This is a genomic window from Streptomyces genisteinicus, from assembly GCF_014489615.1.
GTDB classification, from domain to species: Bacteria; Actinomycetota; Actinomycetes; order Streptomycetales; family Streptomycetaceae; genus Streptomyces; species Streptomyces genisteinicus.
Map to the genome: position 1 here is coordinate 5,185,672 of NZ_CP060825.1, position 14,738 is coordinate 5,200,409.

The window sequence follows — 14,738 nt, forward strand, 5'->3', positions numbered from 1 at the left end:
CGAGCATGGCGGGCATGGCTACCCACCTGATCACCGGCGCCGGATCCGGAATCGGCGAGGCCGTGGCGCGACGGCTGCACGCACGCGGCGACGAGCTGATCCTCGTCGCGCGCGACGCCGGCCGCGCCAAGGAGCTCGCGACACGGTTCCCCGGAGCCGGCACCCTCGTCGCCGACCTCGCCGAGCCCGACCGCATCTCCTGGGCCCTCGGGCACCAGACGATGCCGGACCGCGTCGACTCGCTGCTGCACATCGCGGGCGTCGTCGACCTCGGCGGCGTCGGCGAACTCACCACGAAGACCTGGCACCACCAGCTCGACGTCAACCTGGTCGCCCCCGCCGAGCTCACCCGGCTGTTCCTGCCCCAACTGCGCGTCTGCCAGGGGCACGTCGTCTTCGTGAACTCGGGCGCCGGGCTCGCCGCGCACGCCCAGTGGGGCGCCTACGCGGCGTCCAAGCACGGGCTGAAGGCGCTCGCCGACTCGCTGCGCCACGAGGAGCACCCGGCCGGGGTGCGGGTCACCACCGTGTATCCGGGGCGCACCGCGAGCCCCATGCAGGCGAAGGTGCACGCGCAGGAGGGCAAGGAGTACGACGCGGCGCACTGGATCGACCCCGAGTCCGTCGCCACGACGATCGTCATGGCGATCGACCTCCCGCGCGACGCCGAGGTCAACGACCTCACCGTCCGCCCCGGACGCTGAGCCCGCGGGGCGGGGGCCCGGGGCGCACCCCGCGGCTCCCCGCCCCGGCCGGACCGCCGGGGGCGCGTACGCTTCCCGGGTGAGTGACACGAACACCTTCCCCTGGGGTCCCGCGACCGGTGTCGGCTCCATGCCCGGCGGGGACGCCCGCGAGAGCGCGAAGACCGTCACCGGCTCCTTCGAGGACTTCCCCTTCCTGGCCGAGCTGCCCGCCCGCGGCCCGGGCGCGGACATGATCGGCCGCAGCATCGGCCTGCTCGTCGAGATGAACGCCCATGTCGAGCCGAGCGGCTGGCGGGTCAGCGACCGCCCCGGGCGCGACACCCGCCGCGCCCACTCGTGGCTGGGGGAGGACCTCGACGCGCTGGAGGAGTTCACCCAGGGCTACGAGGGCCCGGTGAAGGTGCAGGCCGTCGGGCCGTGGACGCTCGCCGCCGCGCTCGAACTGCGGGGCGGGGAAGCCGCGCTCGGGGACCCGGGCGCCTGCCGCGACCTGGTCGGCTCGCTCGCCGAGGGCCTGCGCGGCCACCTCGCCGACGTCCGCCGCAGGGTGCCGGGCGCCCAGGTCGTCCTCCAGCTCGACGAGCCCTCGCTGACCGCCGTGCTGCGCGGCTCCGTCCGCACCGCCAGCGGCTACCGGACGTACCGGGCGGTCGACCGGCAGGTGGTGGAGAGCGCGCTGCGCGACGTCGTCGCGGTGCACGGGGGACCGGTGGTCGTGCACTCCTGCGCCCCGGACGTGCCGTTCGCGCTGCTGCGCCGGGCCGGTGCCGCGGGCATCTCGTTCGACTTCTCGTTGCTCACCGAGCGTGAGGAGGAGGCGATCGGGGAGGCCGTGGAGGGCGGAACCCGGATCCTCGCGGGAGTCGTGCCCTCCACCGACGCCGCATTGTCCGACCCGGGCGGTAGCGTCATGGGTGTCAGGACGCTGTGGCGCAGGCTGGGGCTGAATCCGGGGACTCTCGCCGAGTCCGTCGTCATCACTCCCTCCTGCGGTCTCGCGGGCGCTTCGCCCGCGTACGCCCGCGCGGCGCTCGCCCACTGCGTCCGGGCCGCGAGATCGCTCGCAGACAACCCTGAGTGACGGGGTGCACGGGACACGGGAGGACGAGACGGTGGCTGGCGAAGAGCAGACGGCACTGCCCGCCGAGGTACGGGAGCGGCACGCGGAGCTCGCCGAGCAGATCGACGAGCACCGCTTCCGGTACTACGTGAGGGACGCCCCGGTCGTCAGCGACGCGGAGTTCGACCGGCTCCTGCGGTCGCTGGAGGCGATCGAGGAGGAGTACCCGGCGCTGCGCACCCCCGACTCGCCGACCCAGAAGGTCGCCGGGAACTACGAGACCGAGCTGACCAAGGTCGAGCACCGCGAGCGGATGCTCTCCCTGGACAACGCCTTCGACGACGCGGAGCTCGCCGCCTGGGCGGAGCGCGTCGCCCGCGAGGTGGGCGCCCCCGGCCACCACTTCCTGTGCGAGCTCAAGGTGGACGGCCTCGCGGTCAACCTCACCTACGAGCACGGCCGGCTCACCCGCGCCGCGACCCGCGGCGACGGCCGGACCGGCGAGGACATCACCCCGAACGTGCGCACCATCGCCGAGATCCCCAACCGCCTGAAGGGCGAGCGGATTCCGGCCCTCGTCGAGATCCGCGGCGAGGTCTACTTCCCGATGGACCAGTTCCAGGCGCTGAACGAGCGCCGGGTCGCGGCCGGCGAGCAGCCGTACGCCAACCCGCGCAACAGCGCCTCCGGTTCGCTGCGGCAGAAGGACCCCCGGGTCACCGCCACCCTCCCGCTGCACATGGTGGTCCACGGCATCGGCGCCCGTGAGGGCCTCGACATCGACCGGCTCTCGGAGGCGTACGACCTGCTGCGCGACTGGGGCCTGCCCACCGCCCGGCACAACAGGGTCGTCGGCTCGCTGGAGGAGGTCCGGGAGTTCATCGCCCACTTCGGCGAGAACCGCCACTCCGTGGAGCACGAGATCGACGGCGTCGTCGTCAAGCTCGACGAGATCCGCCTCCAGGGCCGCCTCGGCTCGACGGCGCGCGCCCCCCGCTGGGCGATCGCCTGGAAGTACGCGCCGGAGGAGGTCAACACCACGCTCGTCAACATCCGGGTCGGTGTGGGCCGTACCGGCCGGGTGACGCCCTACGCGCAGGTGGAGCCGGTCACGGTCGCCGGCTCCGAGGTCGAGTTCGCGACCCTGCACAACCAGGAGGTCGTCAAGGCCAAGGGCGTGCTCATCGGCGACACGGTGGTGCTGCGCAAGGCCGGCGACGTGATCCCGGAGATCCTCGGGCCGGTGGTGGACCTCCGGGACGGCAGCGAGCGGGAGTTCGTGATGCCCGCCGAGTGCCCCGAGTGCGGGACGCCGCTGCGGCCCATGAAGGAGGGCGACATCGACCTCCGCTGCCCGAACGCCCGTTCCTGCCCCGCCCAGTTGCGCGAGCGCGTCTCCTACCTCGCGGGCCGCGAGAGCCTGGACATCGACTACTTCGGCGAGGTCGTCGCCGCGGCCCTCACCCGCCCCCTGGAACCCGCCGCTCCGCCGCTGGCCGACGAGGGCGACCTCTTCGGCCTGACGATGGAGCAGCTGCTGCCCATCAAGGCGTACGTCGTCGACAAGGACTCCGGCCTCCCCAAGCGCGACCCGAAGACGGGCGAGGACAAGACCGCCATGGTCTTCGCCACCAAGCAGGGCACCCCGAAGGCCAACGCCGTCAAGCTGCTCGCGGGCATCGAGGAGGCCAAGCGGCGGCCGCTCGCGCGGATCATCAACGGCCTCTCCATCCGGCACGTGGGCCCGGTCGCCGCGCAGGCGCTCGCCCGGGAGTTCCGCTCCATCGAGCGGATCGAGCAGGCGAGCGAGGAGGAGCTGGCGGCCACCGACGGCGTGGGATCCATCATCGCCGCCTCCCTCAAGCAGTGGTTCGCCGAGGACTGGCACCAGGAGATCCTGCGCAAGTGGCGCCTGGCCGGCGTGCGGATGGAGGAGGACGCCGCCGAGGGCGACGAGGGCCCCCGCCCGCTGGAGGGGCTGACCGTGGTCGTCACCGGGACCCTCGAGAACCACACCAGAGATGGCGCAAAAGAAGCCCTCCAGGCTCTCGGCGCGAAAGTGGCCGGTTCCGTTTCCAAGAAGACGTCCTTCGTGGTCGTCGGTGACAACCCCGGTTCGAAGTACGACAAGGCCGTGCAGCTGAAGGTGCCCGTTCTCGACGAGCCGGGCTTCGTCGTCCTGTTGGAACAGGGACCGGAGGCGGCCCGTGAGGCCGCTGTGACGGAAGAGAGCTGACGGGACGCCACCGACGCCAGGGGCGCGCGAGGGCGCTCCCGGCGGCGTGCGCGTCCGGAAAACTACGTAACTGCCGCCGGTGGAACGCCGAGTACAGGTCACGCGTTCAGCGCATATCAGATGAAGAAGGGTGGCCAGGTCGCATTCGGGCAAGAGCTGTAGAGCGCTGCCCGTCCGCGCCTCCCGCGTCCTACTGTTGAGCTGTGCGCCAGTCGTGCGCGGCTGCGCGGGGGGTCATCCGGTCGTGGGGGCGAGGCAAGGGGAAGCCGCCGCCGGCCGTCCGGCCGTCGGACGGCCCCGCACACGAACGACCCGAGACAACCCGGGCACCGGCACCGCCGGCTGTGTGAGAGGGACGGGAATGGAACCGACCGAGAGCGCCGCCCCGGTCTCACGGCCGCGTGCACTCGCGGCACCGACGGGCACCGCCCCCGCGCTGACGGCCGCCGTCGTGGCGGCCGGCGGAGCCCTGCTCCTGACCGGCGTCGTGACCACCGTCCGCGAACGCAGCGCCCTCTTCCCCGGCTCCACCGCCGGCTGGGCCCTCGCACTGCTCACCGGGATCATCGTCGGACACCTCGTGATGCTCGGCCGCGACCGCTGGTGGGGCGGCACCGGTTCGGGCGCCGCCCTCACCCTCGCCACCCTGCTGCTCTACGGCTGGGTCCCCGCCGCGCTCGTCAGCCTCTCCGTCGTCACCCTCGTCGCCGTCGCCGGCCGCGGTCCGCGGCGGCTCGGCCTCCTCCACGGCGCGGCCGACGTGCTGGGCATCGGTGCCGGCGCCCTCGTCCTCGCCGCCTTCGGCGTGACCCCCAGCGTCGAGCGGCCCTGGGACCCCCTCGAATGGGACGTCCCCGACGCGGCCCAGATCGTGCTCGCCGCCACGGCCTACCTCGCCGTCAACCGCCTGCTGCTCTGGTACGTCCTCGCCCCCCAGGGCGCCGGACTGCCCACCGCCGCGCGCACCGCCCTCGTCCGCCAGGGCCTGGTCGCCGGCGCCCTCGTCTGCATCGCCCCGCTGATCTGCGTCGTCGCCGTCGCCGTGCCGATGCTGCTGCCGCTCTTCGCGGTGGCGCTGATCGCCCTCGACTCCACCCTGTGGATAGCGCGGGCCAGGGCCGAGGAGCAGCTCAAGGACCCGCTCACCGGTCTCCCCAACCGGCAGTGGCTGCTGGAGCGCACCTGGGCCGCCCTGGAGGACGCCGAACGGTCCGGTGCACGCTCCGCCCTCGTCCTGATCGATCTCGACCGCTTCCGGTCCGTCAACGACACCCTCGGGCATCTGGCCGGCGACCGGCTGCTGCTCCAGATAGCCGACCGGCTCCGGCTCGCCCTGCCGCGCGGCGCCGAGGCCGCCCGGCTCGGCGGCGACGAGTTCGCCGTCCTGCTCCCCACCGCCGACTCCACCACCAGCGCGCAGCGCGTCGCCCGCCACCTCGTCTCCGAGCTCTCCTCCCCGCTCGACCTCGACGGCCTCACCCTCGTCCTGGAGGCGAGCGCGGGGCTGGCCGTCTTCCCCGACCACGCCCTGGACGCCGAAGGGCTGCTGCGGCGGGCGGACGTGGCGATGTACCAGGCCAAGCGGGACCGCACGGGAGTCGAGGTCTACGAGTCCAAGCGGGACAGCAACACCCCCGACCGGCTCGGCCTGCTCGGCGACCTCCGCCGGGCGCTGGACGCCGGCGAGGTCGAACTGCACTACCAGCCCAAGGTCCGCTTCGACGGGCACGTCGCCGGACTGGAGGCCCTGGTGCGCTGGGTGCACCCCGAGCGCGGGCGGGTGCCCCCGGACGAGTTCATCGCCATCGCCGAGTCCTCGGGGCTCATGCCGCACCTCACGGAGTACGTGCTGGAGACGGCGCTCGGGCAGGTGGCGCGCTGGCGTGCGCAGGGCCTCGACGTGCCCGTCGCCGTCAACGTGTCCCCCCGGGACGTGCACACCCCCGGCTTCGCCGGTGCGGTGGCGGCCCGGCTCGCCCGCCACGGGGTGCCGCCGGGCGCGCTCCAGCTGGAGATCACCGAGCACGTGCTGCTGGAGGACCCCCAGCGGGCCGCCGACACCCTCGCCGGGCTCGCGGACCACGGCGTCAAGATGTCCCTCGACGACTTCGGCACCGGCTACTCCTCGCTGGTGCACCTGCGAAGGCTCCCGGTCAGCGAACTGAAGATCGACCGCTCGTTCGTCGCCCGCCTCGCGCGCGACGCGGAGGACGCCGAGATCGTCCGCTGCACCATCGATCTGGCCCACTCGCTGGGCCTGCTCGTCGTCGCGGAGGGCGTCGAGGACGACGAGACCTGGGAGCGCCTGCGCGACCTGCGCTGCGACGCGGTGCAGGGGTGGCTGGTGGCGGCCGCGATGCCGCCCCAGGAGACGACCTCGTGGCTGCTCGCGCGGGGCGAGAGCGGCTGGCTCCGGCCCTCCCGCCGCTCCGGCGAGCGCCGCCCGCCCCAGCCGGCCCCCCGCCGCGCGGTGACCTGACCCCGGCGGGCTGCCGCGAAGCCCTGCCGGAGCGGGGTGCGCTTGCGGGGCCGGCCCGCCGTTGGAGTGGCCGGAGCGGGTTGCGCTCGCGGACCCGGCCCCGTATCAAGCCCCGCCGGCGATTGAGGCGCGGGGTGCGGGGCGGAGCCCGACCCTCCGCCGGAGTGCCCGGAGTGGGGTTGGGCTCGCGGACCCGGCCCCGTATCAAGCCCCGCCGGCGATTGAGGCGCGGGGTGCGGGGCGGAGCCCCGCCGGGGGCCGGTCGCGTCGCGGACCCGGCTCCGGTCCGGTGGGCGCGGCACCGCGCTGCGCACGGTGTCCTCAATCGCCGGACGGGCTGGAGAGGCACTCCGCAGCCGTGCCCTCCTCAAGCGGGCGGGCAGCCAGGCGGGCCGGAGGCGGGCTCTCGCGGGCGGTCTGCGGGAATGGCCCGGGCGGCCGGGGGAAACCGTTTCACGGGCACCCCGCCACGCCCCATAGGATTGGGGCCGAACCCATCACACTCACCCCTGAGGATCGCTGCATGCCTGGCATCACGCGCGAGGAGGTCGCCCACCTCGCCCGGCTGGCGCGCCTGGAGCTGTCCGGTGAAGAGCTCGAACACTTCGCCGGACAGCTCGACGACATCATCGGCGCGGTCGCCCGCGTCTCCGAGGTCGCCGACCAAGACGTACCGCCCACCTCCCACCCGCTGCCGCTGACCAACGTCATGCGTGCGGACGAGGTCCGTCCGTCGCTCACCCCCGAGCAGGCGCTCTCCGGCGCCCCGGCACAGGAGCAGCAGCGTTTCAAGGTGCCGCAGATCCTGGGGGAGGACTAACCATCATGTCGGACAGCATCATCAAGCTCACCGCCGCCGAGACCGCCGCGAAGATCGCCTCGGGCGAGCTCACGGCCGTCGAGGTCGCCGAGGCCCACCTGGCCCGCATCGAGGCCGTCGACGAGAAGGTGCACGCCTTCCTGCACGTGGACCGCGAGGGCGCGCTCGCGCAGGCCCGCGCCGTCGACGAGAAGCGGGAACGCGGCGAGAAGCTCGGACCGCTCGCCGGCGTGCCGCTCGCGCTGAAGGACATCTTCACCACCGAGGGCGTGCCGACCACCGTCGGCTCCAAGATCCTCGAAGGCTGGATCCCGCCGTACGACGCGACGCTGACCAAGCGCCTCAAGGCCGCCGACGTGGTCATCCTCGGCAAGACCAACATGGACGAGTTCGCCATGGGGTCCTCGACGGAGAACAGCGCCTACGGCCCCACGGGCAACCCCTGGGACCTGACCCGTATCCCCGGCGGCTCCGGCGGCGGCTCGTCCGCGGCCCTCGCCTCCTTCCAGGCCCCGCTCGCCATCGGCACGGACACCGGCGGCTCGATCCGCCAGCCCGCCGCCGTCACGGCGACGGTGGGCGTGAAGCCCACCTACGGCGCGGTCTCCCGCTACGGCATGGTGGCCTTCTCCTCCAGCCTCGACCAGGGCGGCCCCTGTGCCCGCACCGTCCTCGACGCGGCGCTGCTGCACGAGGTCATCGCCGGCCACGACCCGCTCGACTCCACCTCCATCGACGCCCCGGTTCCGCCGGTCGTCGAGGCCGCCCGCAACGGCTCCGTCACCGGCATGCGCGTCGGCGTCGTCAAGCAGTTCCGCGGCGAGGGCTACCAGGCGGGCGTCGTGCAGCGCTTCGACGAGTCCGTCGAGCTGCTGAAGGAGCTGGGCGCCGAGATCGTCGAGCTGGACTGCCCGTCCTTCGACCTGGCGCTCGCCGCGTACTACCTCATCGCGCCGTCCGAGTGCTCCTCGAACCTCGCGCGCTTCGACGCCATGCGCTACGGCCTGCGGGTCGGCGACGACGGCACGAAGTCCGCGGAGGACGTCACCGCGCTCACCCGCGAGGCCGGCTTCGGCCCCGAGGTCAAGCGCCGCATCATGCTCGGCACCTACGCGCTCAGCTCCGGCTACTACGACGCGTACTACGGCTCCGCGCAGAAGGTCCGCACCCTCATCACCCGGGACTTCGAGAAGGCGTTCGAGCAGGTCGACGTGATCGTCTCCCCGACGACGCCGACCACCGCCTTCCCGATCGGCGAGCGCGCCGACGACCCGATGGCGATGTACCTGGCGGACCTGTGCACCATTCCGACCAACCTCGCCGGCAACGCGGCCATGTCCCTCCCGTGCGGTCTCGCCCCGGAGGACGGCCTGCCCGTCGGCCTGCAGATCATCGCCCCGGCCATGAAGGACGACCGGCTGTACAAGGTCGGTGCCGCCGTCGAGGCCGCCTTCGTGGAACGCTGGGGTCACCCGCTGATCGAGGAGGCACCGTCGCTATGAGCGCCATGGCAAAGAAGGCCAAGAACTTCAAGAAGTCCAAGACCGGTCTGTACGTCTCGCTGGCCAGTACCGCGTTCGGCGCCGTCAGCGTCGCGAAGCAGGCGAAGCTCGCCCGCAGCGACAACGACTTCCTGCGCCTGGCCGACGCCGCAGTGTCGGCCGCCGCGATCGTCACCGGCCTGGCCATCCTCTACCGCGAGCTGAAGCGGCTCGGCGACGACGACGTTCTGCTGGGCTGAGAGGGAAAGTTTCATCGTGACCGTCACTGAACTGGTGTCGTACGAGGACGCCCTCGCGTCCTACGACCCCGTCATGGGCCTGGAGGTCCATGTCGAGCTCGGCACCAAGACCAAGATGTTCTGCGGGTGCTCCACCGAGCTGGGCGCCGAGCCCAACTCGCAGACCTGCCCGACCTGCCTCGGCATGCCCGGCTCGCTCCCGGTGGTCAACGCGGTCGGCGTCGAGTCGGCCGTCAAGATCGGTCTCGCGCTGCACTGCGAGATCGCCGAGTGGTGCCGCTTCGCCCGGAAGAACTACTTCTATCCGGACATGCCGAAGAACTTCCAGACCTCCCAGTACGACGAGCCGATCGCCTTCAACGGCTATCTGGACGTCCAGCTGGAGGACGGCGAGATCTTCCGCGTGGAGATCGAGCGCGCCCACATGGAGGAGGACACCGGCAAGTCGACCCACGTCGGCGGTGCCACCGGCCGCATCCACGGCGCCTCGCACTCGCTGCTGGACTACAACCGCGCCGGCATCCCGCTGATCGAGATCGTCACCAAGCCGATCACCGGCGCCGGCGCCCGCGCCCCCGAGGTGGCCAAGGCGTACGTCGCGGAGCTGCGCGAGCTGATCCGGGCGCTCGGCGTCTCCGAGGCCCGGATGGAGATGGGCCAGATGCGCTGCGACGTGAACCTGTCGCTGCGGCCCAACGGGACCGAGAAGTTCGGCACCCGCTCCGAGACGAAGAACGTCAACTCGCTGCGCAGCGTCGAGCGTGCGGCCCGCTTCGAGATCCAGCGGCACGCCGCGGTGCTCTCGTCGGGCGGGACGATCGTGCAGGAGACCCGTCACTTCCACGAGGACGACGGCTCCACCACGTCCGGCCGGATCAAGGAGGAGGCGGAGGACTACCGCTACTTCCCCGAGCCCGACCTGGTCCCGGTCGCGCCCGCGCGCGAGTGGGTCGAGGAACTGCGCGCCGGGCTGCCGGAGCTGCCGCGGGTGCGCCGCAACCGTCTCCGCGAGGAGTGGGGCGTCTCCGAGCACGACATGCAGTCGATCCTCAACGCGGGCGCGGTCGACCTGATCGTCGCCACCACCGAGGCCGGCGCGGACGCGGGCTCGGCCCGCAAGTGGTGGATGGGCGAGCTGGCCCGAAGCGCCAACGAGCAGGGCACCGACCTCGCCGCCCTCCCGATCACCCCGGCGCAGGTCGCCCGGGTGACGGCGCTGGTGGCGGCCGGCGACCTCAACGACAAGCTGGCCCGCCAGGTCATCGAGGGCGTGCTCGCCGGCGAGGGCGACCCGGACACGGTCGTCGAGAAGCGCGGCCTGAAGGTCGTCTCGGACGAGGGCGCGCTCGGCGCGGCCGTCGACGAGGCCATCGCGGGCAACGCGGCGATCGCCGACAAGATCCGCGGCGGCAAGGTCGCGGCGGTCGGCGCACTGGTCGGCGCGGTCATGAAGACCACCCGCGGCCAGGCGGACGCGGCACGCGTCAAGGAGCTCATCCTGGAGCGCCTCGGCGTCGAGGGCTGACCCGGCACCATCCGCCCGAGGGGCGGCGCGCACTCCGGTGCGCGCCGCCCCTCGGCGCGTGCGGCCCGGCGCGCACCGCACGGGTGAGCGGAGGCGGGCGGCCGTGACCGATCAGGGGCGCGGGGCGTTGCTCACGGCATGATCACAGCACAGCGCGTACTGGCCGCCGTCGCCCTCGCCGCGGGCGCCACCGCCCTCGCGGCGCCCGCCGCGAGCGCGGCCCACTCCGACGTCCCCGGGGCGCTCTCCCTCACGCACGAGCTCGACTCGCTGGCGACCGGCTCGGTCGCCCCCGAGCACCGGGACGAGCTGCCCACCCCCTCCCAGCAGCTGAACGGCCTCAACCGCCTCGCCGGAGTCCCGCACGACCTGGACCCGCTGACGAGCCAGCTCGCCCCGGTGACGGGCCTGCTCGGCTCCTGACGCCTGCCCCGCGGGCCCACCCGACCCCGGTCGCCCCGCACCACGGGCACCGGGGTCCGCCGTGCGCGGCCGGACGGGAACGCCGTCCGGGCGGACCGCCGCGCCCAGGCCGCCGGTCCGGCCGCGGCGGCCGCCGCCCGCGACGCCTCCCCGCCCGGTCGGTCCCTGCGGGAAGCGGCCCGGTGCGGGGCAGCGGCGGATGCCCTGCCTCCCGTGACGCGGCCCGGCCCGCGCCGGCCGCGTGACCGGTCCGCGTCAGTGGCGGATGCCCAGCCCCGGGAGCCACATCTCGCCGCGGTCCTTGCAGCTGACGTCCCTGGCGCGGAGTTCCTCGGGGTCGCGGGTGCCGCGGGCCCACAGCTCGGTGACGACCAGCTCGGCCAGCGCGCCCGCCTCCGCGGCGCCGGGCGCGGTGAACTCCGTCTGCCACCAGCCCCGGTCGCGGAACCGCCATCCGCGGGCGTGCATCGCCAGCGCCCGCTCCTCGCCGTCGGGGCCGTCGCGGTCGTCGACCGAGGCGTGCAGCCCGTCCTCGATGCTGTAGGAGACCAGCAGCTGGCGGCCGCGGTCGGCGGTGCTGGTCAGCCGGAACGACGCCCAGTCCGTGCCCACCTGCACCGGAAGCTGCTCGACCCAGGCGGCGAGGACCATGCCCAGCCGCACCCGGAAGTCGTCCAGGCCCGTCGCCGGGCGGATCGGCGGGCGCCCCGCGGGGGCCTCGCCCGGACCGCCGCGGTCCAGTCTCCACAGGTACGGCAGTTCCCCGGTGCCCAGCGGATCGTCGGACCGCCATGCGCCGCTCCAGGCGAACTGCCGCTGCTCGTCGCCCTCCAGAGCCTGCGTGTCGTGCACGGAGAGGCCGACCGTGTCCCGGTCGCCCGAGAGCAGCACCGTCCTGCGGCTGTCGCGCCAGCGGACACTGGGGCCCCGTGACGAGCCCCCGTACAGGGTCGGCTCCCCGAGCCGGGCGACGATCGCCCCGTAGACCTCCCGCAGGGCCTCGCGCCGCTGCGCCAGCGACGCCCCGGGCTCGTGCACCAGCACGGCCGCCGGGGCGTGACCGAGGTACGCGCCGGGTGTGTCGTGCAGCGCGCGGGCGTACTCCGCGGCGTCCGCCGGCGCCGGTGCCGTCCCGTGGGGCCCCCTGTAGTCCATGCCGGCCATCGTGCCAGCCCGCGCCGACAATCCGGGGCGTACGGGTGACGGCGTCCGATTAGAACCGCAGGCGCGGACCGCGGCGCAGGCCGGCCCGCCCGCGGTGGCCGGATCTCGCCTGGACTCCCGGCGCGGGCCCTTGGACGTTCACGGCGAGGACGTCACCGGGCCTTCTCGGGGCCATCCGCGGTCAGTACCGTCCGGACCGTCCGGCCGTGTCCACCACCGGACCGCAGCCGCACACCACCACCAGCAGCAGCATCGCCACAAGCACCACCAGCAGCACCCCGCCAGCACCGCCGTCGACGAAGAGGTCGCGCATGTCACCGGACGTCTCACGCAGAAGGATGCTCGCCCTCGGGGGAGGGGCCGCGGCCGCCGCCGCGACCGGTTCCCTGCTGCCGCCCTCGCTGCGGACCGCGCTCGCCGCCGAACCGCCGCGGGGCGGGCTGGAGTCGGTGCGGCACGTCGTGGTCCTGATGCAGGAGAACCGGTCCTTCGACCACTACTTCGGCACCCTGCGCGGCGTCCGGGGCTTCGGCGACCGCAACGCCATCGAACTCCCCTCCGGCACCTCGGTGTTCGAGCAGCCCGGCCCCTCCGGCCCGGTCCTGCCCTTCTCCGTCCGGGAGGCGGCGGCGGCACAGCGGCGGGACCTCCAGTACATAGGCGACCTCGACCACTCCTGGAGCGGCGGGGCCGCCGCGTGGCGCGACGGCTGGATGGACGGGTGGGTCGGCGCCAAGACCGGCGCGGCCATGGCCCACTACGACCGCCGCGACCTGCCCCTGCACCACGAACTGGCCGACACCTTCACCATCTGCGACGCCTACCACTCCTCCGTCCACACCTCCACCAGCCCCAACCGCAACCACCTCTGGAGCGGCTGGACCGGCTACGAGGCCGACGGCCGGCGCGCGGTGACGAACGCCGCGTACGCGGAGGGCACCCACCCGGGCTATCCCTGGCCCACCTACGCGGAACGCCTGGAGAAGGCGGGCCGCACCTGGCGGACGTACACCGAGTGGGAGAACTTCACCGACAACAACATCGAGTTCTTCACCACGTTCAAGCGGATCGCCCGCAAGGCGCTGGCCCCGGCCGGCGACTTCACCTACATGGAGGCCTTCTACGCGAAGGTCCGCTCCACCGCCGACGCGGCCGAGCGCGACCGGCTGCTCGCGGCACTCGACCGGGGGGTCGCCGCGCTCACGCCCGCCGAACGCTCGCTGTTCGAGCGGGGGCTGCGCCGCGTCCCCACGGGCGGACTCGCCGACGCCTTCCGGGCCGACGTGGCCGCCGGCACCCTCCCCGAGGTGTCCTACCTGGTGCCCTCCGCCGTCGACTCCGAGCACCCCGGCTCCTCGTCGCCGATCGCCTCCGCCTCCCTCGTCTACCGGATCCTGGACGCGCTCGCCTCGCACCCCGAGGTGTGGCGGCACACCGTGCTGCTGATCAACTACGACGAGAACGACGGCTTCTTCGACCATGTGCCGCCGCCCGTCCCGCCCGCCGGGGACACCGAGGAGCGCTGGCAGGGGCTGCCCACCGGCCTCGGCGTCCGGGTGCCGATGCTCGTCGTCTCCCCGTGGTCGGTCGGCGGGTACGTCTGCTCCGAGGTCTTCGACCACACCTCGGTGATCCGGCTGCTGGAGAAGTGGACCGGGGTCGCCGAACCCAACATCACCCGCTGGCGGCGCACCGTCACCGGCGACCTGACATCGGCCTTCGACTTCACCCGCGGCCGCCGGCAGCCTCCCGTGGAGCAGCCGGGGCCCGTGCCGCCGTTCACCGGCCGCTGGCGTCCGGTGCCGCCGGCGGAGCAGCGGATGCCCGTCCAGGAGCCGGGCACCCGCCCCTCCCGCCCGCTGCCGTACCAGCCCGACGCCCACGGGGGTGCCGACGGGCGGACGGTCACGGTCACCCTGCGCAACACCGGCCGGTCGAGCGCGCACTTCGCGCTGTACCCGTACGCCGGGGAGTTCGCCGTGCCCCAGCACCGGGACGTACGCGGCGAGGCGCTCTGGGAGGTGCCGGTCGCCGGGGACGCGTACCGCTTCACGATCACCGGTCCGGGCGGCTTCCGGCGCGAGTTCGCCGGGCGGCGGGACGGGGGCGCCCGGGTCGTCTCGCGCGTCGACCCCCGCGACCGCGACCTGCACCTCACCCTGCGCAACGAGGGCGGCACGCCGCTCACCTTCACCGTGCGCCCGCTCGGCTACGCGGAGGAGGCCGACCTGCGCGACTGGACCCGCCGGGTCACGGTCCGCCCCGGCCGTTCCCGCACCGTCGTGCACTCCGCCGCGGACGCGCACGGCTGGTACGACCTGGAGGTGACCGCCGACGGGGACGAGGGCTTCCGGCGGCGGCTGATGGGACGCGTCGAGAACGGCCGCGACTCCGTCTCCGGCTGAGCGTACGGTCCGCACGGCCGGAGCCGGAGGCGGGGACGGAGCCGCGGCCGGGCGGGGCCGCCCGCCCGGCCGTGTGCGTACGGCGGCACACGCACCCGGCCGCCCCCGTTCACCCCGGCTGTGAGTAATGCCACGAAACGGGCAAACGATCACGTTTGACTGCGAGAGTGTCCCTACA

At 73.7% G+C, this 14,738-nt stretch carries 12 protein-coding genes; 10 read left to right on the forward strand and 2 right to left on the reverse strand.

Annotation, left to right across the window (positions count from 1 at the left end):
• Window positions 1-14 precede the first annotated feature (14 nt).
• From IAG43_RS22630 to IAG43_RS22670, 9 genes are all read left to right on the forward strand, one after another.
• The gene (locus IAG43_RS22630; RefSeq protein WP_187742528.1) at window positions 15-704 is read left to right on the forward strand and encodes an SDR family oxidoreductase; all 690 of its coding nucleotides are present in this window, start codon (window positions 15-17) and stop codon (window positions 702-704) included.
• A gap of 79 nt (window positions 705-783) precedes the next feature.
• Window positions 784-1,788 carry a methionine synthase gene (locus tag IAG43_RS22635; RefSeq protein WP_187742529.1) on the forward strand — a complete coding sequence of 335 codons (1,005 nt, stop codon included), beginning with the start codon at window positions 784-786 and terminating at the stop codon, window positions 1,786-1,788.
• 31 nt (window positions 1,789-1,819) lie between these two features.
• Entirely contained in the window at window positions 1,820-4,003 is a 2,184-nt protein-coding gene (ligA, locus tag IAG43_RS22640; protein WP_187742530.1) for an NAD-dependent DNA ligase LigA, read from the forward strand.
• A 361-nt stretch (window positions 4,004-4,364) separates the two neighbouring features.
• On the forward strand, window positions 4,365-6,482 hold the full coding sequence (locus IAG43_RS22645) for a putative bifunctional diguanylate cyclase/phosphodiesterase (protein WP_187742531.1): 2,118 nt from the start codon (window positions 4,365-4,367) through the stop codon (window positions 6,480-6,482).
• A gap of 523 nt (window positions 6,483-7,005) precedes the next feature.
• Window positions 7,006-7,302 carry an Asp-tRNA(Asn)/Glu-tRNA(Gln) amidotransferase subunit GatC gene (gatC, locus tag IAG43_RS22650; protein WP_005311569.1) on the forward strand — a complete coding sequence of 99 codons (297 nt, stop codon included), beginning with the start codon at window positions 7,006-7,008 and terminating at the stop codon, window positions 7,300-7,302.
• Between the two features lie 5 nt (window positions 7,303-7,307).
• Window positions 7,308-8,804 (forward strand): Asp-tRNA(Asn)/Glu-tRNA(Gln) amidotransferase subunit GatA, encoded by a 1,497-nt coding sequence (gatA, locus tag IAG43_RS22655; RefSeq protein WP_187742532.1) that lies wholly within the window; start codon window positions 7,308-7,310, stop codon window positions 8,802-8,804.
• On the forward strand, window positions 8,801-9,043 hold the full coding sequence (locus IAG43_RS22660; protein ID WP_187742533.1) for a hypothetical protein: 243 nt from the start codon (window positions 8,801-8,803) through the stop codon (window positions 9,041-9,043). Before gatA ends, IAG43_RS22660 begins: the two co-directional genes overlap by 4 nt.
• A 16-nt stretch (window positions 9,044-9,059) precedes the next feature.
• Window positions 9,060-10,568 (forward strand): Asp-tRNA(Asn)/Glu-tRNA(Gln) amidotransferase subunit GatB, encoded by a 1,509-nt coding sequence (gene gatB / locus IAG43_RS22665; RefSeq protein WP_187742534.1) that lies wholly within the window; start codon window positions 9,060-9,062, stop codon window positions 10,566-10,568.
• Window positions 10,569-10,706: 138 nt separating this feature from the next.
• Window positions 10,707-10,991, forward strand: coding sequence for a hypothetical protein (locus IAG43_RS22670; protein ID WP_187742535.1), 285 nt, complete (start codon window positions 10,707-10,709; stop codon window positions 10,989-10,991).
• A gap of 255 nt (window positions 10,992-11,246) precedes the next feature.
• Here IAG43_RS22670 and IAG43_RS22675 read toward each other — a convergent pair whose 3' ends face one another.
• Window positions 11,247-12,146, reverse strand: coding sequence for a hypothetical protein (locus tag IAG43_RS22675; RefSeq protein ID WP_343075682.1), 900 nt, complete (start codon window positions 12,144-12,146; stop codon window positions 11,247-11,249).
• A 190-nt stretch (window positions 12,147-12,336) separates the two neighbouring features.
• On the reverse strand, window positions 12,337-12,468 hold the full coding sequence (locus IAG43_RS35010; RefSeq protein WP_281403976.1) for a hypothetical protein: 132 nt from the start codon (window positions 12,466-12,468) through the stop codon (window positions 12,337-12,339).
• Between IAG43_RS35010 and IAG43_RS22680 the strand changes: the two genes are divergently transcribed.
• A complete protein-coding gene (locus IAG43_RS22680) occupies window positions 12,467-14,560 on the forward strand; it encodes a phosphocholine-specific phospholipase C (protein WP_187742537.1) in 2,094 nt (697 codons plus the stop codon). The genes IAG43_RS35010 and IAG43_RS22680 overlap by 2 nt on opposite strands.
• Window positions 14,561-14,738: the final 178 nt, after the last annotated feature.

Bases quoted from the DNA above. Each gene is read 5' to 3' on its own strand.
- IAG43_RS22630 (WP_187742528.1), top strand. From the start codon at position 15: ATGGCTACCCACCTGATCACCGGCGCCGGATCCGGAATCGGCGAGGCC.
- IAG43_RS22645 (WP_187742531.1), top strand. From the start codon at position 4,365: ATGGAACCGACCGAGAGCGCCGCCCCGGTCTCACGGCCGCGTGCACTC.
- gatC (WP_005311569.1), top strand. From the start codon at position 7,006: ATGCCTGGCATCACGCGCGAGGAGGTCGCCCACCTCGCCCGGCTGGCG.
- gatA (WP_187742532.1), top strand. From the start codon at position 7,308: ATGTCGGACAGCATCATCAAGCTCACCGCCGCCGAGACCGCCGCGAAG.
- IAG43_RS22660 (WP_187742533.1), top strand. From the start codon at position 8,801: ATGAGCGCCATGGCAAAGAAGGCCAAGAACTTCAAGAAGTCCAAGACC.
- IAG43_RS22670 (WP_187742535.1), top strand. From the start codon at position 10,707: ATGATCACAGCACAGCGCGTACTGGCCGCCGTCGCCCTCGCCGCGGGC.
- IAG43_RS22675 (WP_343075682.1), bottom strand. From the start codon at position 12,146: ATGGACTACAGGGGGCCCCACGGGACGGCACCGGCGCCGGCGGACGCC.
- IAG43_RS22680 (WP_187742537.1), top strand. From the start codon at position 12,467: ATGTCACCGGACGTCTCACGCAGAAGGATGCTCGCCCTCGGGGGAGGG.
- IAG43_RS35010 (WP_281403976.1), bottom strand. From the start codon at position 12,468: ATGCGCGACCTCTTCGTCGACGGCGGTGCTGGCGGGGTGCTGCTGGTG.